A 25877-nucleotide genomic window follows, 5' to 3' on the forward strand; every position below is an offset into this window, starting at 1 on the left:
TTTTAGCCGGCTTACCGCTGTTATAAGAAATCACCAGCATGACCGGGCGCCGCAATTAGCGATCGGATAAGGCTCTCAACCCTACTTCTAATCGGGCTGGCTTCGCCTTTCTCGTCATCCAATTTCAGTTATTCCTCGCCAATTTTGTTCCGGAAAAAAGAATTTGGCTATACTCAGGGCCTAACAGCTCCCCTCACTTTTAATGGCGATAATGGAGCCGATACTTGCCTTCTTCAACTATAAGGAATTGTTTCATGCGACTTCTAGCATCAGAACCCGTCAGTATTGCAAAAGTGTTGGATACCAGTATTAAGCTGTACGCGGCCGGCTTTAACAAGCAAATCGGCATTCTTTCAATTTTGGCCGTGCTTTATATCGCGATGGCATTGCTAACCGTGCAATTGCAACCCGATCCGGCCACCATCACCGACGTGGCGACTGAATTTCCAATCGGGCATCTTCCGTTGCTGGGTTTCATTGCTGTGTTTTCTATCCTGTCCTTCGTGCTTTACGCCGCCTTGATCTATCGGGTGGATAACGTGGCCAACGGCCGTCAGGACAGCTTTATGGAGGCGATCAGTGTAGGCTTCGGGAAATTTCCGGCCATGTTTTTGGCTTTGATTCTGTACGTGCTTGCGGTAATGCTGGGTACCCTCTTGTTGATAATACCAGGCTTGATCTTGATGCTGTCGCTGGCGTTTTATCTTTACTTTATCGTGATCGATTCCTACGGCGGCTATTCCGCCTTGAGGGCTAGCCATTCGCTGGTTTGGGGGCATTGGTGGCGCACCATGGCGATATTTACCGTGCCTATGGCCATCTGGATGGCCGTCCTGTTTACCTTGGGTTTTCTGCTTGCCTTACTGGTACCGGGCAACCCGGTTTTGATGCAGGTTTTGATGAATGTCCTGTCGGTTTTTTTTACACCCTATTTTTTCACATTAGGCTATGTGTTGTTCAACGACCTGAAATTGCGTAAATCGGGTAGCGATCTGGCATCGCGTCTTGCCCGCTAATGCGGTTTCCGGTTTTATGGTTGCTAGCCTGTCTGGCAATGCCGGCTCAAGCTGGCGACAAAAACCTGCAAGCTTGCCTGAGTCTGGCGGAACAGCGGATCGATCGAGCGCTGAATTTATCGCAAGACTGCCCGCTGCTGTATGACGAGTTGAAAAATCAAGGCCTGTTGAACAGTGTCGAGCCGCCGTTAACAGCGGAGGTTAGTGTTGCGCAATTGGTGTTTTTGGCTGACAGCCGGCTCAACATGCGTCCAACCGGCCTTATCGATCGAGACGGCTTGGAGGGGCTGTTGGCCGATATTTTAACCGCCGAAACCGGCGACCCGGAGTCGGCATGGTGGCAAGCCGTGCTGGAATGGCTGGATAGTCTGCAACCGGCCGAATACGAGGCCGAATATCAATGGCTGATGCACTGGTTGAAGGGCATGAAACCCTCCGAACGCACAGCGCTGATGCTGCTCTACGGTTCAATACTGCTATTGTCGGCTGCCTCCGCTTGGCTGGTGCTGCGCGAGTTCTATCAAGCCGGTTTTTTCCGCAACCTATACGGCCGGCAGCGGCCGGTGCTACAGGCCGCCACGCGGCCGCAAACCTCCCGGCCAGCTCTGCTACACCCATTTGGTGATTTGCCGCCCCAACTACAAATGGCCGCTTTGCTGGCGCAACTGGTGCAAACACTGGCCGAACGCCGGTTGATTCCCCTCGATCCTAGCCTGACCCATCGCCAGCTTCTGGCGGATTTAGGCCGTCAACCGGGCCTACCGAATCGGGAATTGGCTCATCTGGTTTACCGGGCCGAGCCGGTGTTGTTCGGCAATCGCACGCTTGATTCGGATGCGCTGGGCCAATATCGGCTCGAAGTGCAAGCCCTATTGGACAAACTGGTTTCATGAAAGAACGGTTTATGACGTTGCTGACCGCCTTGGCGGCTCTGGCGCTGGTGATATTTTTGTTTTCGCCGCCTAGGAGCCAACAAAAGCCGGTGTCGCTACCGACCAGCGAAGATCGCGGCCCCGACGGACTTAAAGGGCTTTATAGCTGGCTAGGCCGCGAAGGTCTTGCGGTGGTCAGTTTCCGCAAACGCTTTACCGACCTGCGGACTGAGCGCGGTCTCCCGGAACAGGGTAATGTGCTGATCGTCAGCATGCCCGCGCCAACAGAAATCAGGGGCACGGAATGGTCGGCCTTGTCGAGTTGGCTGGATCAAGGCAACACGCTGATCGTTCTGGGCGCGGTTTATCAGCATCCCGCTTGGGTCGCGGCCGGCGATTGCTTTTGCGATATTCAGGAGTTTTTATCCTGGTACGATTGGACCCTAGAGGCTGAAACCGACAAGTCTCAAGCTGCCGCTGCAGATGTAGAGGCGGGCAAAACCCTGCGGGGAACGATAGAAGCCTTGCAAGCCGGCGTGAAAGAAGCTGTTCCGCAACCTAATCAATTACTTGCCCAATCCGGGCACCCGTTGTTGCAGGGTGTTCGAACCCTTGATACTCAAACTAGGGCGGATCTGTTAAAACAGCCTTGGACATTGAGCGCCGGCGGCAAGCACAGCTTGGCCTTGCGCTTGCTGGGTCTGGCCGAGGGCAATCTCGCCAGCGCTTGGCAGTTGAATGCCGGTTCGGGTCGGATAGTGCTGCTGTTGACGCCCGACCTATTCAGCAATAGTCGGCTGGGCCGGGCCGATAACGCGCGGTTTATCGGTAATCTACTCGACCAGTCCCTGGCGCCGGATGGGCGGTTGCTGTTCGACGACTATCATTTTGGTTTATCGGAACTTTACGATCCGGAACATTTTTTTAAGGACGAACGCTTGCATAATACCTTGGCCTGCCTGGGTATATTCTGGTTACTTTATCTGATTGGTTATACCACGCGTTTGGCGCCGGTCAGGCCGCCTATCATCCAATTGTCCAGCCGTGATTTCATTCAAGTGACGGCCGAATTCTTCGCTCGCCGGCTGACAAAAGCCGTATTGGCCGAAGCCTTGGTCAAACATCTGCTGGCGGATATTCATCATCGGCGCCGGTTGCGGGATGAGGCGGAAGTCTGGCATTGGCTGGCACAGCATGGCCGGGTGACCGGCGAACAACTTAGGTTGCTGAAAAAAGCGCTGAACGGGCAACGCATTTCGCTATTTCGTTTATCCAACACTATCACTTACATCAGGACAGTCACCTTATGATCCACAATGCGGCACGAAGTTTTGAACTTCATCTGCGCCATGAATTAGGGAAAGTAGTATTTGGTATGGAGCAGGTACTCCACGGACTGGCCATCGCCCGAATCGCCGATGGGCATGTGCTGCTGGAAGGGGCACCGGGTTTGGGGAAAACCCTATTGGCAAAAGCCCTGGCGCAGATGCTGGGCGGCAGTTTCGGACGCATCCAGGGCACCGCCGACCTGATGCCGTCGGACATTACCGGCCTGCATATTTTTAATGCCGAGCGTAACCGCTTCGAATTCGTACCGGGGCCGTTATTCAATGACGTGGTGATGGTCGATGAAATCAATCGCGCCGGCCCCAAAACCCAATCGGCATTGTTGCAGGCGATGGAGGAAAAACTGGTCACCTTGGATCGGCAAACCTATCCGCTGGCGGACAATTTTTTTCTGATAGCCGCCCAAAATCCGTTCGATTTCGAAGGGGTCTATCCCTTGCTGGAGTCGCAATTGGACCGGTTTTTAGTCCGCCTGGACCTGGCTTATCCCGAAATGGACATGGAACTGGCTGTACTTAATCATTACGACAAACCGGGCGGCGGACACGGAGCGGCGCTGCGGCAAATTCGGGCGCTGCCGGATAATCTGTTGCAACAGGCGCGCGAGCAGGCGGCGGCCGTGCATGTCGAAGAGTGTTTATACCGTTACACGATATTGCTGGCCGAAGCCAGCCGCCATCATCCGCGCGTCAGTTTGGGCTTGTCGACGCGCGGCGCGCTTTCCATCATGCGTTGCGCTCGAGTCGAAGCGGCGCTGGATGGCCGTGATTACCTGATCCCCGACGATATAAAAGCGGCTGCGCCGCTAGTGGTCGGACATCGTCTATTGCTGACTTCGGAGGCGTTATTGGAAGGCTTTTCCGCCGTGCAGATCTACCGGGAAATCGAAAGTCAGGTTGTTGTTCCCAGGTCGCCGGAAACGGTCTAATGTCCATTTCTCGTTTAACCCTGCTGCTGGCCGGGCTGATTATTCTGCTCGCCATTGCCGGGATCTGGACAGCCGAGCCGCTGCAAGGCTTTTGGCGTTGGCCGGCCGCCCTATTGGCGGCAATGATTGCCTGGGAACGCTTTAAACTAACCGACAGCGTTAGCGTGAGGCGGTTGCCGCCGGCCGTCTTGACGCTGGGCGAGCCCGGCCTTTATTCGGTCATAGTCAGTAATCGGGCCGCGTCCAGGGTCTGTTTCGAAACCCAAACCGATTATCCGGTCGGCATCGCAGGCGACAATTCATTACAGCATTGGCGGCTGAAGGCCTATGAAACCCAGACCAGGCAGTTTTCGATGACGCCTACCCGCTTGGGCAGCGCGAGCCTGGGCGAATTGTATTTGAAGCAACTGGGCTTATTCGGTTTATGCTGGTGGCCGCGGCGGATCGAGGATGAAAGCGCTTTCCGAATCGAGCCGGCCCGGATGCGCGACAGCGTCCAAATCTCCGGCTTGCAACCGCCGGGTAGCCGCGGTAGCGCCCAATATCACAGCAGCGGTGTCGAGTTTCTGGATTTGAATGATTATCGGCCCGGTGATTCCCCGCGCAATATAGACTGGAAAGCGACCGCCCGGCGCGGAAAGCCGATGGTGCGTCGTTTCGAACGCGAGCACCAGCTGGAAATCGTGGTGCTGATTGATTGCGGACACGGCAGCCGCGTGCAATGCGGGCAGCTCGAGCGTCTGCATCATTACATCAATGTCGCGGCTAAATTGACTGAATTCGCAGCTTCCCAAGGGGATAGAGTTGCTTGCCTGGCTTATGCTCAACAGACAGTCGAGAAAACGCCGATGACGGGCGGCATTAACTCGGTCCGCTCCGTGCGGCGTTTGTTGCATCGCCTGGCGGTGGTCAACGAAAACGCCAATGCCCTCAACGCGGCACTGGAGATTCGGCAATTGCTTAAACGGCGAGGATTGGTGGTGTTTTTGACGGAATTGGAACAGCCCGAAGCCGCTAGACAATTAATCCAGGCCGGAAAATTGCTATCCGCCAAACATCAAGTATTGGTCGCCACGCTGGAGGAACCTGAGCTCATGCAAGAGCTAACGCAAAGCCCCCGGCACTGGCAAGATCCTTATCGGCAATTTGCCATTCTCGAGTATCAGCATGGCCGCGAATTGACGCGCAAGCATTTACAAGGCGGCGGGGTGGCTGTTATCGCTGCGGCGGCCCGCTATTTGGATCGGCAGGTTCTGGCTTATTACCGGGATAAGCGCGACACGATAGGGGCCGCGTAATGGCGGCCCGCTTACTTACGATTTATTGGTGATTTTTTATGCGCGATAACAGATTGGAAGAAGCCGGCCGTGCCGCCGATTATCTACGGATTCAATCGGCCGAAGGCATGGAGTATCAGCTGGAAATTGCCGGGATGGGCGCTCGTTCGTATGCATTCCTGATCGACTGGCATATTCGTTTGCTACTGGCGATCACCTGGGTGGCCTCCGTTGGCTGGGCTTTTTTTAGCTGGGAAGAACTGCGCAACCTGTTCGAACATGGACATGCCTCCGCTGCGTTGGCCTTGTTAGTCCCGCCCGCATCGATCTATCTTTTTTACCACCCGTTGCTGGAAATTTTGATGGGTGGACGCACTCCCGGCAAGCGGATGACCGGCGTGCGCTTGGTCGATTCGCAAGGACACACGCCGGGTATCGGCGCCCTGTTACTCCGCAATGTGTTTCGCCTGATAGACTCGCTGCCGGGTTTTTATTTTTTGGGCTTGGCCGCCGTCGCGTTGACCAGTAAGCAGCAGCGTATCGGTGATTTGGCGGCCGGCTTGGTATTGGTTTACGACAAGGCTGCTGAAGCCGGCTCATTGCGAGGGATTTCCGATTTAGCGATCCATTCCGGGCTAAGCGCTAACGATCAGGCCTTGCTGCTTGATTTATTAATGCGTTGGAACGAATTGCCGCAAGAACGGCGTACGTTGTTTGCGCGGCAATTTTTAACCCGTATCGGTCGAACGGTTCCCCCCATCGACGAAAAACTAAAACCGGACCGAGCACTGAAGCAGGCCTTGGACGATTTGCTAACCAAGCATTGAGCGCTAATGATACCTAACGACCAAAACCGAGCGCTGGCGCATTGGTTAAATGCCAGGAAAAGCCAATGGGAAATCCTGGAAAACAAACTCGGTCGGCGTGGCGGTGGCCGTGGCCGGGAGTTGGACGATGCCCGCGATTTGTTATCAGGCTATCGCGCGTTGCTGAGCGATCTGTCTCTGTCTCGCCGAATCCACGGTGAAATCATGGTTACCCGTTATCTGGAAAACCTGTGTTTAAAAGCTCATGAAGAAATATATCGTCCCGCCAACCGTCCGTTAGCCCGGCTGATCGATTTATACCACTGGCAAGTGCCGAGCTTGATGCGGCAACTGAACAATGCCATCGCCAGTGCATGGGCGCTGTTCATGCTGAGCATGGTGGCCGGCTGGTTGCTGGTCCGTGCCTATCCGGAATTAATCAGTTTGATTGCGTCGCCGGAGATGATAAGCCAGGTTCAACATGGCGAACTGTGGACTGACGGCTTGCTTAACCTGATGCCTTCGTCGATCCTGTCGGTCAGTATTGCCGCGAACAATATCGCGGTGACCTTGTTTGCCTTTGCGCTAGGGGCGTTTTACGGCGTCGGTACCCTGTATATTCTCGGCCTGAATGGTTTTATGCTGGGCGGCATATTTGCGTTTACCGCCGAATATGATCTGCAGCAACGGCTGTTTGCCTTTATAGTCGCGCATGGCGTGGTCGAATTGAGCGTGATCATCATCGCCGGCGCCATGGGCTTGCAACTCGGCGAGGCGTTGATACGTCCTGGGTCTCGAAATCGGCTGCAAGCGTTTCAGGCTACCAGTATCGACGCCGGCAAAGTTTTGCTGGCGGCAACGCCGTTTCTGATTTTTGCCGGTTTGATAGAGGGGTTTGTCTCCCCCGATCAGGCGTTCAATTTGCTTCAGCGCGGCATCATCGGTATTTGCAGCGGGACGATTTTCTGGTTGATCATGTTATTCGGCATACCGGGGAAATCGCGCCGGTAAAAAAAACGCAGATGACTTTTTCGGGTTCGGTAACGCCGCTGAGCGAGTTTATTGACCCAAGCCCGTGGTGTTTGTGTTTAATCGGAATTGCTGGCGGCCGCGAGTAGGGGTTCTAAATCGGCTTGGATCGCGCCGGGTTTCGTCATCGGCGAGTAACGCCTGACGGCTAGTCCATCGCGGTCGATCAGAAATTTGGTGAAATTCCATTTGATGGCTTGGCTGCCGAGTAGGCCGGGCGCGGCTGATTTCAGGTACCGGTACAACGGGTGGGCTTGACTGCCATTGACTTCGATCTTTTCAAATAGCGGGAAACTGATTCGAAAATTCGACTCGCAGAAATCGGCTATTTCTCCACTACTTCCAGGCTCCTGCTTGCCGAACTGGTTGCAAGGAAAGCCTAAAATCGCAAAGCCTCGGTCCTTCAGTGCCCGATACAAATCTTCCAATTCCCGGTATTGCGGGGTGAAGCCACAGCGGCTGGCCGTGTTGACGATCAGCAATACCTTACCGCGATAGCTTTCCAGTGCAACGGGCTGGCCGGCAAGGTTGTTGGCGCTGAACGAATAGACGTTATCCATGATGATGACTCAGGCGGTTTGCGTTTGTTGAATTTGTACCCTAAGGAAATTTTTGAAATAGGGCATGAAACTGGCGGTAATCGGAATCGAGTAAAAACAATAGATGGCGGCCGCTTCGCCGGTGGATACGCCCAACAACCACTGCGGCATGAACAAGGTCATCAACGCCATGAATAGGTGGTATGAGGAAATTTTCCAGTTATCTTTCCAGACAAAGCCGCTCAGGGCCAGCGCAAACAGCGAACCGTGGGTGACGAACAAGCCGAACGCACTGGGAATGGCGTAGCCGATGTGATAAATCCCCATATATAAACAGGCGACCATGTCGCCGATGAAGTTGGGATTAATACCGAACAATTGCCATTGCTTGGGCAAAAAGGTGCAGATCAGAAACAGCGCGCTTAAGCTGGTGCCGGCCAATGTGGCATTTTTCAAGGCCTGTTTGTCGCTGGAATAAGTCGCCAGCGCCGGCATGATGGCGAAGGCCTGCAAGGCGATGTGGTAGGTCGATAATTCACTGAGAAACAGATTGGTGCCGTAACCGCACTGGTCGGCCACCGGATAGGCGAAATATTGTATAAATTCCATTAATGAGAAATGGAAAATAGCGTAGGCGCGAGCCAGTCGCACCCAAAAGGCTTCGTCTTTATCTAAAAAAGTCACACTGGAGGCCAGTAGTCCGGCCACGCCAAGACCTAACGACATATTTGCACTAAAACACATGATCAATCCGTATATATTTTTTTTAGCAAAACGATACGGGTATTCTTAATAATCGTTATTGCTGGGTTGAAGAAATGTTCTATTAAAATCAGCCGAACGGCAAACGGTTAAATCGGCACCCAGTTAGGGGTAATCCGCGAAATTTGCTCGATCATTGATTTGAACGGCCGCCGATTTTAACAAAGTTCGAGCATCGGAAGGGTAAAACACGCGTCTGCTTGCCTGAATATCAATCGATTTTTAGTACTTAGCCTTATTGGCCAACAGCTGTTCAAGCCGCTGTTGCATGCCGGATAACTCGAATATGCCGATCTTTTGCATGACAATCGCTCCGGTCCCGTCAATCAAAAATGTGGTGGGCGTCAATTGCACGTTACCGAAAGCCTGGGCCAGCATGCCCGTCGGATCGAGCGCGACGGCATAGGGTAATTGCTTGGATGCCGCCATCTCCAGTACGTGATTGGGTGGATCGTAATGCATGGCCACCGCGATAATATTCACTCCGCGCCGGCTGTATTGTTGATGTAGGCTGATCAGGTGCGGGATTTCCTCGATGCAGCCAGGGCAATCGGTGGCCCAGAAGGTGACGATGACAGGATTGCCTTTCAAGCCGGTCAGATCGATACTTTCGCCTTTGATGGTTTGGAAACTTACGGCGGGCGCCGAAGCGACTGTTTGGGTTTGCCAAAACCAGATGCCCGTACTCAGCAGGCCAAGAATAAAAAAGGTGACAACGATGGGTTTGATGCGCATAAATTTAAGCGTTAATGGATGAGTCCGGCCGATGCCGATTACGGCGATAAAGGTAAAGCTGCTAAAATAATCATCTTATCCAATAATCTCGGGACATGACGATGAAAAAGATACTGGTTTCCGACAAGCTGGCAGATGATGGTATCAACTTTTTGAATGAACAGGACGGCATTCAAATTCACATCCAGACCGGTCTGAGCGAAGAGGCCTTGTGTGAAATCATTCCCGATTACGATGCCTTGTTGATTCGTAGCGATACCCAGGTCACGGCGCGGGTATTAAAGGCCGCCAAAAATCTGAAAGTGGTCGGACGGGCCGGGATCGGGGTGGATAATGTCGATCTGGCGGTGGCGATGGAGCAGGGCATCATCGTCATGAATACCCCGGACGCCAACGCTACCACCACGGCGGAACTGGCGATCGCGCACATGTTTTCCTTGAGTCGGAACCTGCCTATCGCCAACCAATCGGTACGAGAAGGCAAATGGGAACGCTCCAAACTGATGGGGGCTGAAATCAGCCATAAAACCCTGGCGATTTTGGGTTTCGGAACCATCGGTCGGATTGTGGCTCAGCGTGGCATTGGCCTGGGGATGCGGGTGATTGCCCACGATCCTTTCGTGGCCCCGGAAATATTCGAAAAATACGGCGCCGAAATGGTCGATCTGGACACGCTGGTGAAGCAGGCCGATTATCTGACCTTGCATTGTCCGTTGCTGGAAAAAACCCGTAACATCATCGGCCGCGAACAATTCGCGCTGATGAAAAAATCGGCGCGCTTGATCAACTGTGCCCGCGGAGGTCTGGTGGATGAAGCCGGGCTGTACGATGCTTTGAAAGAAGGCCGAATCGCCGGAGCGGCGCTGGATGTCTACGAACACGAACCGCCCAAGGATTCGCCGCTATTGGAGTTGAGCAATGTGGTGTTCACCCCGCATCTAGGCGCATCGACCAAGGAAGCGCAGGTGGCGGTCAGCGTCGAAATCGCCCGGCAGGTAGTCAAATATCTGCAAACCGGCGAAGCCGTCAATGCGTTGAATTTACCGCGATTATCAGCGGAGGAATTGAAGCAGGCCCAGCCCTTCATGAATTTGGCGCATATCTTGGGTAAAGTTTTGCTAGGTTTGATCGATCAGCCGATTCAAAAGTTGGAAGTCGCGGTCTACGGCAAGGCGGCCCTGGGTAAAATCCGGCCGATTTCCAGCGAAGCCATGGTCGGATTGTTGTCGGGCCAGTTTTCCACGCCGGTCAACCGGGTCAATGTCGAGAATATCGCCAAGCGCCAGGGGATTACTCTGATCGAATCGCAATCCGAGGAATCCGAAGGTTACCAATCCTTGATCAAAATCACCGGACATTGCGCCGATAAATCGGTGTCGCTGGCGGGGACGCTGCTGGGGCATCATCACCCTCGCTTGGTCAGCATCAATCATTTTGAGATCGAAGTGGTGCCGGAAGGGGCTCTGCTGATTACCCGGCATGACGACAAGCCCGGCGTGATCGCGGCGATCAGTTCCATTTTGGGTGTGTCCAATATCAATATCACCCGGATGCAAGTCAGCGTGGCGGACCAAAATCAATCGGCAATGATGGTGATCAGTGTGTCCGATCCATTGAATGAACAAGTTTTGAAAGCGGTCTGCGATGTAACGGCCGTGCACAGCGCCAGGCAGATCGTACTATGAGTTTCGATGTTGTCTGCTTCGATTGCGATAGCACCTTGAGCCGGGTTGAAGGCATAGACGAACTGGCGCGGCGCCACGGCCTGTTTGAACAAGTGGCGGCATTGACCGATGCGGCCATGAATGGCGAACTGGCGTTGGAACAAGTCTACGGCCATCGCCTGGATTTGATTAGGCCCGACAAGGCTTCGATGGATTGGCTGGCGGATTTATATATCGCCGAAATCGTCGACGGTGTCGGTGAAACCATCAAAACCCTGCGGGAGAACGGCAAACTGATTCATATCATCAGCGGTGGTTTACGGCAGGCAATTCTACCCTTGGCCGCCCTGCTGGGCATCGATGAAGATCACGTGCATGCGGTGGATGTAGTGTTTGACGAACAGGGCGGCTATCTGGATTTTGCACGGCATTCGCCGTTGGCGGTCAGTGGCGGCAAGGCCCGGATCTGTCGCCGGCTTAGGATGCATCATTCGTCCTTGGTGATGATAGGTGACGGCAAGACCGATCTGGAAGCCAAGCAGGCCGGCGCCTTCATGATTGGTTTCGGCGGCGTGGTGGCTAGGCCGTTGGTCCAGGAGCAGGCCGATGTGTTTGTCTCGGAGGCCTCGTTGACGGCGATATTGCCTTATGTGCTGTAGTTGGGGTCGATAAGCCGGGAAGACGATGATAAAATTCAATATTTTTTTAAAGCTTTAGAGAGAGACCATGGCAGGGCATAGCAAGTGGGCCAATATCAAACATCGCAAAGGCGCGCAGGACGCCAAGCGCGGCAAGATTTTTACCAAGCTCATTCGGGAAATTACCGTGGCGGCAAAAGGTTCCGGCGGTGGCGACCCGACTAACAATCCCAGTTTGCGTACCGCGATCGACAAGGCGCTGGGCGCCAACATGAAGCGCGATACCATCGACAACACCATCAAAAAGGCCATTGGTGCTGTCGATGGCGTGGTTTATGAAGAAGTGCGCTACGAAGGCTACGGCCCCGGTGGTACCGCGGTGATGGTGAACTGCCTGACCGATAACCGCAATCGTACCGTGGCCGATGTGCGCCATGCCTTTTCCAAGCACGGCGGCAATTTGGGAACCGATGGTTCGGTGGCCTATCTGTTCCGCAAGGCCGGCATCATCGGTTTTTCCAGCGAAGTCGATGAGGATTCCGTGATGGAGGCGGCAATGGAAGCCGGTGCCGAGGATGTGGTGACCAACGATGACGGATCAATTGATGTTTTCACAACACCCGAAGACTATTTGACGGTCAAGGAAGCGCTATTGGCTGCGGGATTTGAGCCGGAAAATGCCGAAGTCACCATGCATGCCGACGTCAAGACCGAACTGGATGCCGATGCGGCCGAAAAAATGCTGAAGTTGATCGATCGATTGGAAGATTTGGACGATGTGCAGGACGTCTATTCCAACGCCGACATCAGTGATGACATCATGGACAGCATGGGGGCGGGCTAACCGACCTTTAATATTATTATTTCCGACAAATTGATTAGAATCCTCGGGATAGATCCCGGTTCGCGCATTACCGGATACGGGGTGGTGGAAACCACGCCGCGCGGTATCCGCTATGTCGCCAGTGGCTGTATTCGGGTGAAGGCCGAGGATTTTCCGGCTCGGCTCAAGCAAATTTTTGATGGTGTCACCGAGATCATTGCGGTCTATCAACCCCAACAAATGGCCATAGAGCAAGTGTTTATGCACAAGAACGCCGATTCGGCCTTGAAACTGGGCCAAGCGCGCGGCGCGGCTATTTGCGCGACCCTCAATCAACACTTGCCGGTGTATGAATATGCGGCCCGGCAAGTCAAGCAGGCCTTGGTCGGCAAGGGTAGCGCCGAAAAGCAGCAAGTCCAGCATATGGTGAAAATTTTGCTGGGTATTCAGGGCGAGATGCAGATCGATGCCAGCGATGCGTTGGCGATAGGGCTTTGCCATCATCATTATCACCAAACCGCGCAGCGCATAAGGCAGGCGATGTCATGATCGGATTTTTACGTGGGATCTTGATCGGCAAGGCACCGCCGCAATTGCTGCTGGACGTGCATGGAGTCGGTTACGAAGTGGAAGCGCCGATGACCACTTTCTATGATCTGCCGGCCCTGGGCGAAGAAGTTAAATTGCACACGCATCTGGTGGTGCGGGAAGATGCCCATATTCTGTTCGGTTTTGCCAGCGAAACCGAGCGCATGTTATTCAGAGTCCTGATCAAGGTCAACGGTGTCGGCCCCAAGTTGGCGTTGACCATATTATCCGGGCAAAGCGTCGAGGAGTTTTACCGTTGCGTGCATGACAATGACGTTAAGGCCCTGGTGCGCTTGCCGGGGGTTGGTCAGAAGACCGCCGAGCGCCTGATCATCGAAATGCGCGGACGCCTACCGGAATTAAGTGATACGCCTCAAACCAAGGGCCAATCCGGCTTGGGCGCCAGTTTGGCGGCCAGTCCCAAGCAAGAAGCGGTCACTGCGTTATGCGCCCTGGGTTATAAACCCCAGGATGCGGCAAAAATGGTGCAAGCCATCGCCACCGAGGACAAGAGTTGCGAAGACATCATTCGGCTGGCGCTGAGAGGCTCGATTAAATGATAGAAAGCGACAGGTTGATAACCGCCCAGGGCAGCAATGACGAAGAGCGCTTGGATCGGGCGATAAGGCCCAAACGTTTGAAAGACTATGTCGGGCAGAAGGAGTTGCGGCTGCAGATGGAAATCTTCATTCAGGCAGCCGTTAGCCGTTCCGAAGCCTTGGACCATGTCTTGATTTTCGGACCGCCCGGTCTGGGTAAAACCACGCTGGCCAATATCGTCGCCACCGAGATGAATGTCAATATTCGCCAGACTTCCGGGCCTGTTTTGGATAAAGCCGGCGATCTGGCGGCTTTGTTGACCAATTTACAGGCGCACGATGTATTGTTCATCGACGAGATCCATAGACTCAGCCCGGCGGTGGAAGAGGTGCTGTATCCGGCTATGGAAGACTACCAGATTGATATTATAATAGGCGAAGGTCCCGCGGCACGCTCGATCAAACTGGATTTGCCGCCGTTTACCCTGGTGGGCGCCACCACGCGGGCCGGTTTGTTGACCTCGCCGCTACGCGACCGCTTCGGTATTGTCCAGCGTTTGGAGTTTTATTCGGTCGAGGAGTTGTCCACTATCGTCGGCCGCTCCGCTAAATTGCTGGGTATCGGTATGGATAGCGCCGGCGCGGATGAAATTGCTTGCCGATCGCGGGGGACGCCACGTATCGCCAACCGCTTGTTGCGCCGGGTGCGGGATTTTGCCGAGGTCAAGGGCAATGGCACGGTCACCCGAACCATTGCCGAACAAGCATTGGAAATGTTGAAAATCGATCAGCACGGTTTTGACATGCTGGACCGTAAATTGCTAATGGCGATGATCGAACATTTTCAAGGCGGGCCGGTCGGTCTGGATACCTTGGCGGCGGCGATCAGCGAAGAGCGTGGAACGGTCGAGGATGTGTTGGAGCCCTATTTATTGCAACAGGGTTTTATCATGCGCACACCGCGCGGACGGGTAGCGACGCACAAGGCTTATACCCATTTTGGCTTGCAAGCGCCCCGGCGGCAACCCGGCACCGATGACATTTTTGAACATTAATAATTCGTTAAGAGGCGAATGAAACAATTTAATTGGCCGGTCAGGGTTTATTATGAAGACACCGATGCCGGTGGTGTAGTGTTTTACGCCAATTACCTTAAATTTTTTGAGCGTGCCAGAACCGAAATGTTGCGCAGTTTCGGTTTCGAGCAAGATCGGCTGATTGCCGAACAGAATGTATTGTTTGTGGTGCGTTCGGTCAGCATCGATTATTTAAAACCGGCCCGTTTCAACGAACAGATTGACGTTAGCGCCAAAATCATTGAAAACAAAAAAGCCAGCCTCACATTTGAACAATCCATCACCCGCCAACAAGATCTGTTATGTAACGGAAAAATACGCATAGCCTGCCTCGATGCGAAAAGCATGAAACCCAAACTTATTCCTATTGCCATTTTGGAGCAATTAACTTAAATGAATACCGATTTATCCATACTGCATCTGGTTAAAGAAGCCAGTATTGTCGTTCAGTTTGTCATGTTTATCCTGTTGTCGGCCTCGGTCGCGTCCTGGACCTTTATCTTCAGCAAACGCAAGGAGTTGAGCCAGGCCATCGCCATCACCGATGATTTCGAACAGGAATTCTGGTCTGGGGTTGGTTTGGCGGAATTGTATAAAAAAATGTCAGGCGACCGCTTCGATCCGGAAGGTATTGAAAAAATCTTCCTGGCCGGTTATCGAGAGTTTGCCCGGATGCGGCAAAAAGGCGATGTCGAACCGGTGGTGCAAGTCGAAAGCGCGCAACGGGCCATGCGTATCGAATTGATGCGTGAACTGGATCGGTTGGACGAGACTTTGCCGTTTCTGGCCACTGTCGGTTCCACCAGTCCTTACATCGGTCTGTTCGGTACGGTCTGGGGCATCATGAATTCGTTCCGCGCCCTCGGCGAAATTAAAAATGCCACGCTGGCCAATGTTGCGCCCGGTATTTCCGAAGCCTTGATCGCCACCGCGATCGGCTTATTCGCCGCGATTCCGGCGGTTATTGCCTACAACCGTTTTTCGACGCGCCTGGACAGGTTGGCCGGACGTTATGAATTATTTATCGACGAATTCGTCGTGTTGTTACAAAGACAGGCGCACAGCAAATGAATGTAAGCGGTGGCGGTAATCGCAGGTCGCGTAAAAAGCGCGGGCCGATGGCGGAAATCAATGTCGTGCCCTATATCGACGTTACTTTTGTGTTGTTGATGATTTTCATGATCACGGCGCCGCTGGTACAGACCGGTGTCGATGTCGATTTGCCCGAAGCCGAAGCGGAATCGGTCGATCTACAAGACCAGACCCCGGTGATAGTATCAATCAAGCAAGACGGCAGCTTGTATGTCGATATCGGCAATGGCGACGAAGACGCCGATACTCCGGTGGACGTCGAAACCGTCAAGACACGGGTCGCGGCGGTGTTCAGAAATAATCCGAAGGCGCAACTCTACGTCAGGGGCGATCACGCGGTCGATTACGGCAGTATCGTCAAGGTCATGGTCGAATTGAAGAAAACCGGAGCGCCCAAGGTAGGCTTGATGACCGCTCCGCCGCCCGAAGGTAAATAACACATCGCCATGAAAAGTTTCAAACCCTCGTTTGTATTGGCGGTGGCGCTGCATGTCCTGATCGTGCTGTTATTCAGCTTCAGCTTTCTGACCGAAACCGATAATACCGCCCGGACCTCGCCGCCGTCCGAGATTATCGAAGCTACGATGATCGATGGCTCGGAAATCGACGCCGAAGCTGAACGCCTGAAACAGGCCGAAGCCAACAAGCAAGCGGCGGAGCAGCAGCATCGGGAACAGTTGGAAAACGCCAGGAAATCCGAAGAGCAATTGTTACAGCAAGCCCAAAAACAGCGGGTGTTGGAAGAGCAAAAGGCCTTGGAGCTTGCCGAAAAGCGCAGGCAGGAAGCGCTCGCGGAGCAGAAAAAGCAGGAGCAATTGGAGGCCAAGCGCCAGGAGCAGGAACGAAAGCTGGAAGAGGCCAAGCTGAAGCAGGCGCTCGAGGAAAAAAAGGCCAAGGAAGCGGCTGAAAAACAGAAAGAAATCGAAAAACAGGTGTCGGTGGAACAGGAAAAACAGGCGGCCGCCGAACGGGAAGCTAAAATCAAGGAACAAAAAGCTCTCGAGCAACAAAAGCAGCAGGAGCGGAAAGCCGCCGAAGCCAAGGCTAAAGCGGAAAAAGATAAACAGCTAGCCGTGGAAAAAGCCAGGGCCGAGCAGGAACAGAAAGCCGCGGAGTTAAAGGCAAAAGCCGAAGCGGAAAAGCAGGCGGATTTGGCGGCTGAAAAAGCCGAGAAAGCCCGTCAAGTGGCCGAAGCCGATGCAAAGGCCAAGGCGGAAAAAGAAAAACAAGTAGCCGAAGAAAAGTCGAGCAAGGAGCGCCAGGCCAAGCAAGCGGCTGAAAGGGCTGAAAAAGAGCGTCAGGCTAACGAAGCGTCCGCTAGGGCTAAGGCTGAAAAGGATAAACAGGAAGCCGCCGCTAAAGCCAGGGCCGAGCAGGAAAGGCAGGCAGCCGAGGCAAGGGTCAAGGCGGAGAAGGAAAAGCAATTAGCCACGGAAAAAGCCGAGAAGGAACGCCAAGCTAAACTGGCGGCCGAGAAGGCTGAAAAAGAACGTCAAGCCGCCGAAGCGGCCGCCAAGGCCAAGGCGGAAGTCGATGCAAAAGCCAAGGCGGAGGCTGCCGCCAAAGCCAGGGCGGAACAGGAAAGACAAGCGGCCATTGCCGCGGCTGAAAAGGCTGAAAAAGAACGCCAGGCTGCCGAAGCCGCCGCAGCAGCCAAGGCCGAACAGGAAAGACAGGCAGCTGCGGCGGCTAAGGCTGAATCCGACAAGCAAGCCAGTCAGGAGGCCAAACAGGCTATTGCTCGCAAGGTGGAAGGTGCCTGGACTAGGCCGATGAACGCAACGGCGGGCTTGAAATGCACAATTCAGGTAAAATTACTGGCCAGTGGCGAAGTGATGGATGCGGTGGTGGTGAGCAGTAGCGGTGATGCGGTTTTCGACCGTTCGGCCGAAAATGCGGTGAGAAAAGCCTCGCCGTTGCCAGTTCCGCAAGATAGGGCGCTGTTCAATCAGGAATTTAGAGTCTTTTCGTTTGTGTTTAAACCGGAATAATCAAAACAAATCGGATCAATAGAATGATTTTAGTAGCAAGAGTTTTCTTCATTGGCCTAATGGCTTCATGGATAGGCGTGGCGCAAGCCGATGGTTTAACCATTGAAATCACCAAGGGCTCGCAAGCGGCAGTGCCAATTGCCATCGTGCCGTTTGAGCAGCAAGGTTCCGTGGGCAATGTCAAACTTTCCGATGTGGTTAATTCGGATTTGGCCGGCAGTGGTTTTTTCAAGACACTGTCCGAAGACGATATGCTGACCAAGCCCAGCGAGCCGGATAAGGTCAATTTCCGTGACTGGCAGGCCTTGGGCCAGGATTATATGGTGATTGGGCAGGTAGTTGGTAACGGCGGCAGTTTCAATATCCAGTTCCATTTGTTCAATGTGCATAACGGCCAATTGTTGATGGGATATAAATTGACGGTGGGCGGTAACGAACTGCGCCGCGCCGCGCACCATATCAGCGATTTGATCTATGAAAAACTCACCGGCCGCAAGGGTGCGTTCAATACCCGCATTGCTTATGTGACCAGTGCGTCCAGAGGTCAAGGCAAACAATTCATGTTGCAAGTGGCGGATGCGGATGGTTATAACCCCAGAACCATAGCCGAATCGCCGGAACCCATCATGGCGCCGGCTTGGTCGCCGGACGGTTCGAAAATCGCCTATGTATCATTCCATACCAAGCGTTCGGAAATCTTCGTGCAAACACTGGCGACCGGACAGCGCGAAAGCGTTGCCTCCTATCCGGGCATCAACGGCGCGCCGGCCTTTTCGCCGGACGGTAGCCGGTTGGCGGTTACCTTGTCCAAGGACGGTAGTCCCGATGTCTATATCCTGAATCTGGCGAACAAGGGCTTAACCCGGTTGACTTCAAGCTTGTCTATCGATACCGAACCGACATGGTCGCCCGACGGCAGTACCATCGTGTTTACCTCGGATCAAGGCGGCAAGCCGCAGTTGTACACGGTTCCCAGTTCGGGCGGTAGAGCGACGCGATTGACTTTTCAGGGTGATTACAATGCCAGGGGCCGGTTCTCCGCCGATGGTAGAAGCTTGGCAATGGTTAGCGGCAACGGCGGCAGTTACCGGATAGCGGTAATGGACATGGCCTCTCGCACGGTCAATGTGTTGAGCGACGGTAATCTCGACGAGTCGCCCAGCTTCGCGCCGAATGGCAGCATGATACTGTTTTCAGCCAACAAAGGCGGTCGCTCGGTATTGTCGGTGGTTTCAACCGATGGCGCCATGCAGCAAAAACTGGACTTCCAAAGCGGCGGTGTCAGAGAACCGGCCTGGGCACCTTAAATCGTATTGATAAATTTTTTTCGTTTGAACTTTAAAATTTTGGAGAGGATGTATGAAATTGAATAAAACCTATTTGGCATTGGCGATGAGCGCTATTTTGATCAGCGGTTGTAGCTCAACAGAAGAGGAAGGCAGTTTGACCGATGCGGCGCAAGGTACCGATGCTTCCACCAGCGGCTATAGCGACGGCTCGATGTCCGGCAGTCAGATCGGTTCGGGCAATGGTTACAATACCGGTTCAGGTTATGGCTCGGGATCGGGTGCTAACTTAGGCCCCGAATTCAGCGATCCCAATAATCCGCTGTCAAAACAAACTATTTACTTCGAACTCGATAGCAGTCAAGTGAAACAGGAATTCGTGCCGGTGGTTGCCGCCCATGCCCAATACCTGGCATCGCATCCTAATCAACATGTGATTTTGTCCGGTCATGCCGATGAACGCGGTTCAAGCGAATACAACATCGCCTTGGGCGAACAACGCGCCAAGTCGGTGGAAAGAATGATGCGTTCGCAAGGCGTTACCGCCGGCCAGTTGGAAATCGTTAGTTACGGCGAAGAAAAACCGGCGGTTTCCGGTGGCGGCGAATCGGCTTGGCAAATGAATCGTCGAGTAGAAGTAGGCTATCAATGAAAAAAACCGCACTTTTGATGCTGTGCGCGGGTTTCGGTGTTTGCACCGAAGCCGGCGCGCTGCCGGTTGATAATTCCGGATATCAGGGAAATGCCGGCTACGGAGCGCCTTCGGCGGCATCCGATGGCGCCATTTTTGAAGTACTGGGAAGACTTGAGCAGTTGCAATCGGAAGTGCAGCAATTAAGAGGCATGGTGGAGGAGCAGTCGCAAACCATCGCTGATCTGCAACGTAAGCAAGGCAACATGTATTCGGATTTGGATGAAAGAATCCAGATGTTGACGCCGGCTAATCAACAGGCCGGCGGCCAAGCGGTGCCCGCGCCGGCAACGGCGGGCACGGATGCGGGTCAAGCCATTACGCCGCCGGCGGCGGCTTCAACGCCAACTCCAGCCTCATCTCCGGCTCCCGCGACCGCGGCCCAGCCGGCGGCTCCGGTTGCCGGTTCGACCGCCCCCGTGGTTGCGGCCGAAAGCAAGCCGGTGGCGCCCCCCGCCGCCACATCCAAGGCCAGCGAAAAAGAACGTTATCAGGAAGCTTACGATACCTTGCGCAATGGACATAATGCACAGGCCATCAAAATGTTCGAAGCGCTGCAAGCCGATTATCCGGCCGGCGAGTTCAGCGATAATTCTCAGTATTGGTTGGGCGAGGCCTACAAGATTAATCGGGAATATGACAAGGCCCGCGCGGCATTTACCAAGGTGATCGGTCAGTATCCCAATAGCTCCAAGGTGCCCGATGCGATATTGAAGCTGGGATATATCGAGTTCGACCAGCAGAATCTGGCCAAGGCCCGCGATTATCTGACCCGCGTCACCACCAGTTATCCGGGCACTACCGCCGCCCATTTGGCTTCAAAAAAATTGGCGCAAATGCCGCAATAATGGCGCGAATGGATTCAACACTGCGTATTAGCGAAATATTTTATTCATTACAAGGTGAAACCAATACGGTAGGTCTACCTACCGTATTTATTCGCCTGACCGGTTGCCCTTTGCGCTGTGTTTATTGCGATACCGCCTATGCCTTTACCGGCGGCGAAAAGCTTACACTGCGGCAAATACTTGACAAAGTCGAAGGTTTCAATACCAGATATGTGACGGTGACCGGTGGCGAGCCCTTGGCTCAACCGGGTTGCAATACGCTGATGATAGCGTTGTTGGATGCCGGTTATCAGGTATCGCTGGAAACCAGCGGGGCGCTGGATGTGTCCGGCGTCGATCCTCGAGTGGTCAAAGTCATGGATTTAAAAACACCGGCTTCTGGCGAGATGCAGCGGAATCTCCATGCCAATATCGAGCATCTGACCGCGCGGGACCAAGTCAAGTTCGTGATTGCCGACGATGCCGATTACCTTTGGGCCAAACAACAGCTGATCGAACACCGGCTGGCGGAGCGCTGCCAGACCTTGTTTTCTCCGGTGATGGGCGCTATTTCGGCTACCCAACTGGCCGATAAAATTCTGGCGGATCAATTGCCGGTCCGCTTTCAAATTCAATTGCACAAATATCTTTGGGACGATGCGCGAGGAAAATAACCTTAAGGGCATGAATCACGGCGAACAAAAAAAAGCCATCATTTTATTATCCGGCGGATTGGACTCGATTACCGTATTGGCGCATGCCCAACAGCAGGGATATGCTTGTTATGCATTGAGTTTCGATTACGGTCAGCGGCATAATGCCGAACTGGCGGCCGCCAAGGCAATCGCCCAACATTATGAGGTGCTTGTACATAAGGTCATTCACTTGGGATTGGATAGTATTGGTGGTTCGGCGCTGACCGACGAACATATTGCCGTTCCCCAGTCGCCGCAAGAAGGAATCCCGGTAACCTATGTGCCGGCCCGCAATACCATTTTCTTGTCATTTGCCTTGGGTTGGGCGGAAGTGTTGAATGTGCGCGATGTCTTCATCGGCGTCAATGCGGTCGATTTTTCCGGTTATCCCGATTGCCGGCCCGAGTTTATCCAGGCGTTTCAGGACATGGCTAATCTGGCCACCAAGGCAGGTGTCGAAGGCCACCAAATCCGGATACACACACCGCTGATTGCAATGAGTAAGGCCCAAATCATAGCGCAGGGCTTGAGTCTGGGTGTGGATTACGCCAGTACCGTATCCTGTTATGCCGCCGACCACCAGGGCAGGGCTTGTGGCGGTTGCGATGCCTGCCGCTTGCGTAAAGCCGGATTCATGGCTTTGGGGATAACCGATCCCACGCGCTATCAGTAGCCGGGTTTTGACGGCTGGCCAGGGAAAAGGTATACAGCTTCGTGTCGTCGAGTATGCTTGTAGCGTTTTGACTTCAATCCAACCTCAACCGTGAGCCGATGAATATGTCCATGAGCCCTAATAAATCCCAGTTCGTCGCGGTGGCCTCGATCGCCGCCGAATTAAGCGCGGTGATGGATGTTGCCAAGGAAATCTCGCTGGCGGCTGCCAACGCCAAGGCGATTGCCTTTCGGGCCGGCGAAAAAGCCAAGGGTTTTCAACCGATTACCGACTTCATCAATGAGTTGGCGAAGGAAACCATTCAGTTAGTCAATACCATAAACGAACATGCGCTGAAACTCTATCGCTTGACCGTCAAGGAACACCGAATATCGGAAGCCTGCAAGCGCTTTGAACAAGTCGCGGTCAATGCCTCGGCGGCGGCCCATGCCGATTCATTAATCCATGCATTACAACAAGTCAGGCAGCGGCGCGCCGATTGCCGGCGGCAATTTGCCAGCCATGTTGCGGAATTATTGGCCCAGTTGGCCGATGTGATGCATCCGGCCCGGGCCGCGCGAGTGATTGCGGCTAATTCCCGCATAGAAGCCTCGCAGGCGGGTGAATATTTACAGAGTCTACAAGCGGTCGCGGAAAGCGTGGATCACGCGGCTCAGATTATTCATGACAAAGTGCATAAGTGCCGCAGTGCATTGAGTGTCATCAATACCGAAGAATGATATGCGCCAAAATCCAACTATAACCATGAGGTAGCGTCATCCATGAAAATGACCAAAATTTACGAGGGAGCTTATCAATGGATCATGTATGGCCGTGACCCGTATAAGCCCGACAAAATCATCGATACCAATCAATATGTGGTCCGCACCGCCAATCGCTGCTTATTGATCGATCCCGGCGGGATTGAATTGTTTGCACCGATGTTGGCCGCCGTGTTGCATCACGCACCGGTCGATGAAATTACCGATTTGTTCGCTTCGCATCAGGACCCCGACATTATTTCCTCACTGGGTTTATGGGATCAGGCCCTGCCGCACGCCAGACTACATGCGGCCGGATTATGGGAGGGGTTTTTACGCCATTTCGGTTGCGAAAGCATTCAGTATGTTCCGATTCCCGATAATGGCGGCGTGATTAATTTGGGGGCGACCGAACTGCAGATCATTCCGGCGCATTATTTACACTCCTCGGCCAACTTTAATCTGTACGATCCGCAAGCCAAAATATTGTTTTCCGGCGATATCGGAGCGGCGCTGGAAGCGCCGGATGCGCCGGTGTTCGTGGATAATTTCGATGCCCATGTCGAGAAAATGCGCTATTTCCACCAACGCTGGATGCCGTCCAACCAGGCTAAACGGGTCTGGATCGATCGAGTCAGAAACTTGGACATCGAGATACTGGCGCCGCAGCATGGCCGAATGTTCAAGGGCAACGATGTCAAACGCTTTCTGGATTGGTTTGAGGCTTTGCAAGTCGGGATTGCCGTATAAAACAAACATTTGCCATGAATACCGTTTATAATTCCGCCGTTTTAAGCCCCCGTCGCAATACGGGGGTTTTTTGTTGGGGAGGCGCGGCGGCGTTTCCCGGACGATTGTAGTTGGAGTATCTGATCAAGCATGGCGCAAAAACTTTATATACAAACTAACGGTTGTCAGATGAACGAGTACGATTCCGACAAGATGCGGGACGTACTGCAAGCCTCGCACGGTTTGGAGTTGACCGACATACCGGAACAAGCCGATGTGTTGTTGTTGAATACCTGTTCGATTCGGGAAAAGGCCCAGGAAAAAGTCTTTTCCGCCGTCGGCCGTTGGAAGAAAATCAAGGACAAACGTCCGGATGTGATTATCGGCGTCGGCGGCTGTGTCGCTAGCCAGGAAGGGGCGGCGATCCAAAAGCGCGCGCCTTACGTCGATATCGTGTTTGGTCCGCAAACTCTGCATCGCTTGCCGGAACTGTTGAATAAGGCGCGCATGGGCGAGTCGCATTTAGTCGATATTTCTTTCCCGGAAATCGAAAAATTCGACAACTTGCCCGAACCGCGTGCCGAAGGCCCTAAAGCCTACGTCTCGGTGATGGAAGGTTGCAGCAAATATTGTACTTACTGCGTGGTTCCTTACACCCGTGGCGAGGAAGTCAGCCGGCCATTGAACGATGTGATCGCCGAGATCGAAACCCTGGCCCGGCAAGGCGTGCGCGAGATCAACCTGCTCGGCCAAAACGTCAATGCCTATCGCGGCGCAATGGAAGACGGAGACATCGCCAGTTTCGCGTTTTTGCTGCATTGCGTCGCCGCCGTCGACGGCGTGGATAGAATCCGTTTTACCACCTCGCACCCGTTGGAATTTACCGACGACATCATCGAAGCTTTCGCCGAAATTCCACAATTGGTCAATCATCTGCACCTGCCGGTGCAAAGCGGTAGCAATCGGATTTTGGCCGAGATGAAACGCGGCCATGCCCGTGAAGACTATTTGGAAATCATGCGCAAGATCAAGGCCGTGCGTCCGGGCATCTCGTTGTCGTCGGATTTCATCATCGGTTTTCCGGGGGAAACCGAGCAGGATTTCGAGGATACCATGGCGCTGATCGAAGAGGTGGGTTACGACTTTTCCTACAGTTTCATCTTTAGTCCGAGACCCGGTACGCCGGCGGCGAATTATCCGGACGATGTCGGCATGGAGGTTAAGGAGCAACGCCTGCAACACTTGAAGAGCCGCTTGAACGAAATGTTCATGGCTATCTCCGAGTCCATGATAGGTTCGGTACAAAGCATCCTGGTGGAAGGCGTTTCCAAGAAAAATCCGTTGCATTTGACCGGACGCACCGAAAACAACCGGGTGGTCAATTTTGCCGCACATCCGCGCTTAATAGGCCAGTTCGTGGACGTTCGGATCACCGAGGCATTGCCCAATTCATTGCGCGGAAAACTGGTCGAGTCTTCCGTCGAAAAAATATTGCAAAATACCTCTCAGGGCATAAAGGTAGCGTGTTGACAGTCGCCGAATTTTCCAAGGAAATCACCTTGTTGCCGGACGATATTCGCCGGCTTTCTAATTTTTGCGGACAACTCGATGTGCATTTACGCCAGATCGAACAGCGTCTGCATGTCGATATCGCCAATCGCGGCAATCATTTTAAAATTACCGGCGTCGACGCGGCGGTCAAGGCGGCTAGCGCGGTCATGCGGAAGTTATTCGAAATGGCCGAAAAGGAAGAGATTACCCCCGAGCAGGTACACCTGAGTCTGCAGGACGCCAGTATCGATCAGTTGTTGCAATCCGCGCCCGCTATAAAACAGGATCAGGTCGCGATCAGAACCAAGCGCGGCGTGATCAAGGGTAGGGGGGAGAATCAGCAGGATTATCTGCGCAAGATACTCACGCACGACATCAATTTCGGTGTCGGACCGGCCGGTACCGGCAAGACCTATTTGGCGGTGGCCTGCGCGGTGGAAGCCCTGCAAAACGAATCCGTGCGGCGGATTATTCTGGTTCGGCCAGCGGTGGAAGCCGGCGAAAAACTGGGCTTTTTGCCGGGCGACATGGCGCAAAAAGTCGATCCCTATTTGCGGCCCTTGTACGATGCCCTATACGATATGTTGGGTTTCGAGCGGGTCGAGAAACTACTGGAAAAGAACGTTATCGAAGTGGCGCCGTTAGCTTTCATGCGTGGGCGGACCCTGAACGATTCGTTTATCATTCTGGACGAAGCCCAAAACACCACCACCGAACAGATCAAGATGTTCCTGACCCGCGTCGGCTTCGGTTCCACCGCCGTGGTGACCGGCGACGTCACCCAAATCGATTTGCCTAGCGAGAAGATGTCCGGGCTCAAGCATGTGTTGAAAGTGTTGAAGGATGTCGAAGGCATCAGTTTCACCTTTTTCGGCGTGCGCGATGTGGTCAGGCATCCCCTGGTGCAGCGCATCGTTGCCGCGTACGATCGCTACGAGCAGCAGGATCAAGCCCCCACCTAGT

General features: G+C 53.7%; 29 protein-coding genes. 26 read left to right on the forward strand and 3 right to left on the reverse strand.

Annotated features, from left to right (window positions below):
* Window positions 1-254: 254 nt before the first annotated feature.
* From IVG45_RS01795 to IVG45_RS01825, 7 genes are all read left to right on the forward strand, one after another.
* Window positions 255-1016, forward strand: coding sequence for a YciC family protein (locus tag IVG45_RS01795; protein ID WP_196436191.1), 762 nt, complete (start codon window positions 255-257; stop codon window positions 1014-1016).
* Window positions 1016-1909: a DUF4129 domain-containing protein gene (locus IVG45_RS01800; RefSeq protein ID WP_196436192.1), complete on the forward strand. Its 894-nt coding sequence runs from the start codon at window positions 1016-1018 to the stop codon at window positions 1907-1909. Before IVG45_RS01795 ends, IVG45_RS01800 begins: the two co-directional genes overlap by 1 nt.
* Window positions 1906-3198, forward strand: a complete 1293-nt coding sequence (locus IVG45_RS01805; RefSeq protein WP_196436193.1) for a DUF4350 domain-containing protein — start codon at window positions 1906-1908, stop codon at window positions 3196-3198. The genes IVG45_RS01800 and IVG45_RS01805 overlap by 4 nt, the downstream gene beginning before the upstream one ends.
* Window positions 3199-3263: 65 nt before the next feature.
* Window positions 3264-4163, forward strand: a complete 900-nt coding sequence (locus IVG45_RS01810; protein WP_196436194.1) for an AAA family ATPase — start codon at window positions 3264-3266, stop codon at window positions 4161-4163.
* Window positions 4163-5461 carry a DUF58 domain-containing protein gene (locus IVG45_RS01815; protein WP_196436195.1) on the forward strand — a complete coding sequence of 433 codons (1299 nt, stop codon included), beginning with the start codon at window positions 4163-4165 and terminating at the stop codon, window positions 5459-5461. Before IVG45_RS01810 ends, IVG45_RS01815 begins: the two co-directional genes overlap by 1 nt.
* A gap of 38 nt (window positions 5462-5499) precedes the next feature.
* Window positions 5500-6267 carry an RDD family protein gene (locus tag IVG45_RS01820; RefSeq protein ID WP_196436196.1) on the forward strand — a complete coding sequence of 256 codons (768 nt, stop codon included), beginning with the start codon at window positions 5500-5502 and terminating at the stop codon, window positions 6265-6267.
* A gap of 6 nt (window positions 6268-6273) precedes the next feature.
* On the forward strand, window positions 6274-7257 hold the full coding sequence (locus tag IVG45_RS01825; RefSeq protein ID WP_196436197.1) for a stage II sporulation protein M: 984 nt from the start codon (window positions 6274-6276) through the stop codon (window positions 7255-7257).
* Between the two features lie 77 nt (window positions 7258-7334).
* Here the strand turns inward: IVG45_RS01825 and IVG45_RS01830 are convergent, their stop codons facing one another.
* From IVG45_RS01830 to IVG45_RS01840, 3 genes are all read right to left on the reverse strand, one after another.
* A complete protein-coding gene (locus IVG45_RS01830; protein ID WP_196436198.1) occupies window positions 7335-7835 on the reverse strand; it encodes a glutathione peroxidase in 501 nt (166 codons plus the stop codon).
* 9 nt (window positions 7836-7844) lie between these two features.
* On the reverse strand, window positions 7845-8558 hold the full coding sequence (locus IVG45_RS01835) for a DUF5765 domain-containing protein (protein WP_196436199.1): 714 nt from the start codon (window positions 8556-8558) through the stop codon (window positions 7845-7847).
* Window positions 8559-8798: 240 nt separating this feature from the next.
* Window positions 8799-9311, reverse strand: a complete 513-nt coding sequence (locus tag IVG45_RS01840) for a peroxiredoxin family protein (protein ID WP_196436200.1) — start codon at window positions 9309-9311, stop codon at window positions 8799-8801.
* 101 nt (window positions 9312-9412) lie between these two features.
* On the opposite strand from IVG45_RS01840, the gene serA reads away from it, so the two are divergent.
* From serA to IVG45_RS01935, 19 genes are all read left to right on the forward strand, one after another.
* The gene (serA, locus tag IVG45_RS01845; RefSeq protein WP_196436201.1) at window positions 9413-10996 is read left to right on the forward strand and encodes a phosphoglycerate dehydrogenase; all 1584 of its coding nucleotides are present in this window, start codon (window positions 9413-9415) and stop codon (window positions 10994-10996) included.
* Window positions 10993-11634, forward strand: a complete 642-nt coding sequence (locus IVG45_RS01850; RefSeq protein ID WP_196436202.1) for an HAD-IB family phosphatase — start codon at window positions 10993-10995, stop codon at window positions 11632-11634. The genes serA and IVG45_RS01850 overlap by 4 nt, the downstream gene beginning before the upstream one ends.
* Before the next feature lie 67 nt (window positions 11635-11701).
* A complete protein-coding gene (locus tag IVG45_RS01855; protein WP_196436203.1) occupies window positions 11702-12457 on the forward strand; it encodes a YebC/PmpR family DNA-binding transcriptional regulator in 756 nt (251 codons plus the stop codon).
* A 30-nt stretch (window positions 12458-12487) separates the two neighbouring features.
* Window positions 12488-12985 (forward strand): crossover junction endodeoxyribonuclease RuvC, encoded by a 498-nt coding sequence (ruvC, locus tag IVG45_RS01860; protein ID WP_196436204.1) that lies wholly within the window; start codon window positions 12488-12490, stop codon window positions 12983-12985.
* The gene (gene ruvA / locus IVG45_RS01865) at window positions 12982-13584 is read left to right on the forward strand and encodes a Holliday junction branch migration protein RuvA (RefSeq protein WP_196436205.1); all 603 of its coding nucleotides are present in this window, start codon (window positions 12982-12984) and stop codon (window positions 13582-13584) included. The genes ruvC and ruvA overlap by 4 nt, the downstream gene beginning before the upstream one ends.
* Window positions 13584-14618: a Holliday junction branch migration DNA helicase RuvB gene (gene ruvB, locus IVG45_RS01870; protein ID WP_230874868.1), complete on the forward strand. Its 1035-nt coding sequence runs from the start codon at window positions 13584-13586 to the stop codon at window positions 14616-14618. The genes ruvA and ruvB overlap by 1 nt, the downstream gene beginning before the upstream one ends.
* Window positions 14619-14636: 18 nt before the next feature.
* Window positions 14637-15032: a tol-pal system-associated acyl-CoA thioesterase gene (gene ybgC, locus IVG45_RS01875; protein ID WP_196436207.1), complete on the forward strand. Its 396-nt coding sequence runs from the start codon at window positions 14637-14639 to the stop codon at window positions 15030-15032.
* Entirely contained in the window at window positions 15033-15710 is a 678-nt protein-coding gene (gene tolQ, locus IVG45_RS01880; RefSeq protein ID WP_196436208.1) for a protein TolQ, read from the forward strand.
* Window positions 15707-16168, forward strand: coding sequence for a protein TolR (gene tolR / locus IVG45_RS01885; protein ID WP_196436209.1), 462 nt, complete (start codon window positions 15707-15709; stop codon window positions 16166-16168). The genes tolQ and tolR overlap by 4 nt, the downstream gene beginning before the upstream one ends.
* 9 nt (window positions 16169-16177) lie before the next feature.
* Entirely contained in the window at window positions 16178-17722 is a 1545-nt protein-coding gene (tolA, locus tag IVG45_RS01890) for a cell envelope integrity protein TolA (protein ID WP_196436210.1), read from the forward strand.
* Window positions 17723-17736: 14 nt separating this feature from the next.
* Window positions 17737-19029, forward strand: coding sequence for a Tol-Pal system beta propeller repeat protein TolB (gene tolB / locus IVG45_RS01895; protein ID WP_196437894.1), 1293 nt, complete (start codon window positions 17737-17739; stop codon window positions 19027-19029).
* A 52-nt stretch (window positions 19030-19081) separates the two neighbouring features.
* Complete coding sequence (pal, locus tag IVG45_RS01900; protein WP_196436211.1) at window positions 19082-19660, forward strand: peptidoglycan-associated lipoprotein Pal; 579 nt, start codon at window positions 19082-19084, stop codon at window positions 19658-19660.
* A complete protein-coding gene (gene ybgF, locus IVG45_RS01905; RefSeq protein ID WP_196436212.1) occupies window positions 19657-20547 on the forward strand; it encodes a tol-pal system protein YbgF in 891 nt (296 codons plus the stop codon). The genes pal and ybgF overlap by 4 nt, the downstream gene beginning before the upstream one ends.
* A gap of 8 nt (window positions 20548-20555) precedes the next feature.
* The gene (gene queE / locus IVG45_RS01910; RefSeq protein WP_196436213.1) at window positions 20556-21200 is read left to right on the forward strand and encodes a 7-carboxy-7-deazaguanine synthase QueE; all 645 of its coding nucleotides are present in this window, start codon (window positions 20556-20558) and stop codon (window positions 21198-21200) included.
* A 10-nt stretch (window positions 21201-21210) separates the two neighbouring features.
* Window positions 21211-21894, forward strand: coding sequence for a 7-cyano-7-deazaguanine synthase QueC (gene queC / locus IVG45_RS01915; protein ID WP_230874719.1), 684 nt, complete (start codon window positions 21211-21213; stop codon window positions 21892-21894).
* 104 nt (window positions 21895-21998) lie between these two features.
* Window positions 21999-22613 carry a chemotaxis protein gene (locus tag IVG45_RS01920; protein WP_196437895.1) on the forward strand — a complete coding sequence of 205 codons (615 nt, stop codon included), beginning with the start codon at window positions 21999-22001 and terminating at the stop codon, window positions 22611-22613.
* A 42-nt stretch (window positions 22614-22655) separates the two neighbouring features.
* Window positions 22656-23384, forward strand: a complete 729-nt coding sequence (locus tag IVG45_RS01925) for an MBL fold metallo-hydrolase (RefSeq protein WP_196436215.1) — start codon at window positions 22656-22658, stop codon at window positions 23382-23384.
* A gap of 129 nt (window positions 23385-23513) precedes the next feature.
* Complete coding sequence (miaB, locus tag IVG45_RS01930; protein ID WP_196436216.1) at window positions 23514-24893, forward strand: tRNA (N6-isopentenyl adenosine(37)-C2)-methylthiotransferase MiaB; 1380 nt, start codon at window positions 23514-23516, stop codon at window positions 24891-24893.
* On the forward strand, window positions 24887-25876 hold the full coding sequence (locus IVG45_RS01935) for a PhoH family protein (RefSeq protein WP_196436217.1): 990 nt from the start codon (window positions 24887-24889) through the stop codon (window positions 25874-25876). The genes miaB and IVG45_RS01935 overlap by 7 nt, the downstream gene beginning before the upstream one ends.
* Window position 25877: the final 1 nt, after the last annotated feature.

This window comes from Methylomonas sp. LL1, from assembly GCF_015711015.1.
Classification (GTDB): domain Bacteria; phylum Pseudomonadota; class Gammaproteobacteria; order Methylococcales; family Methylomonadaceae; genus Methylomonas.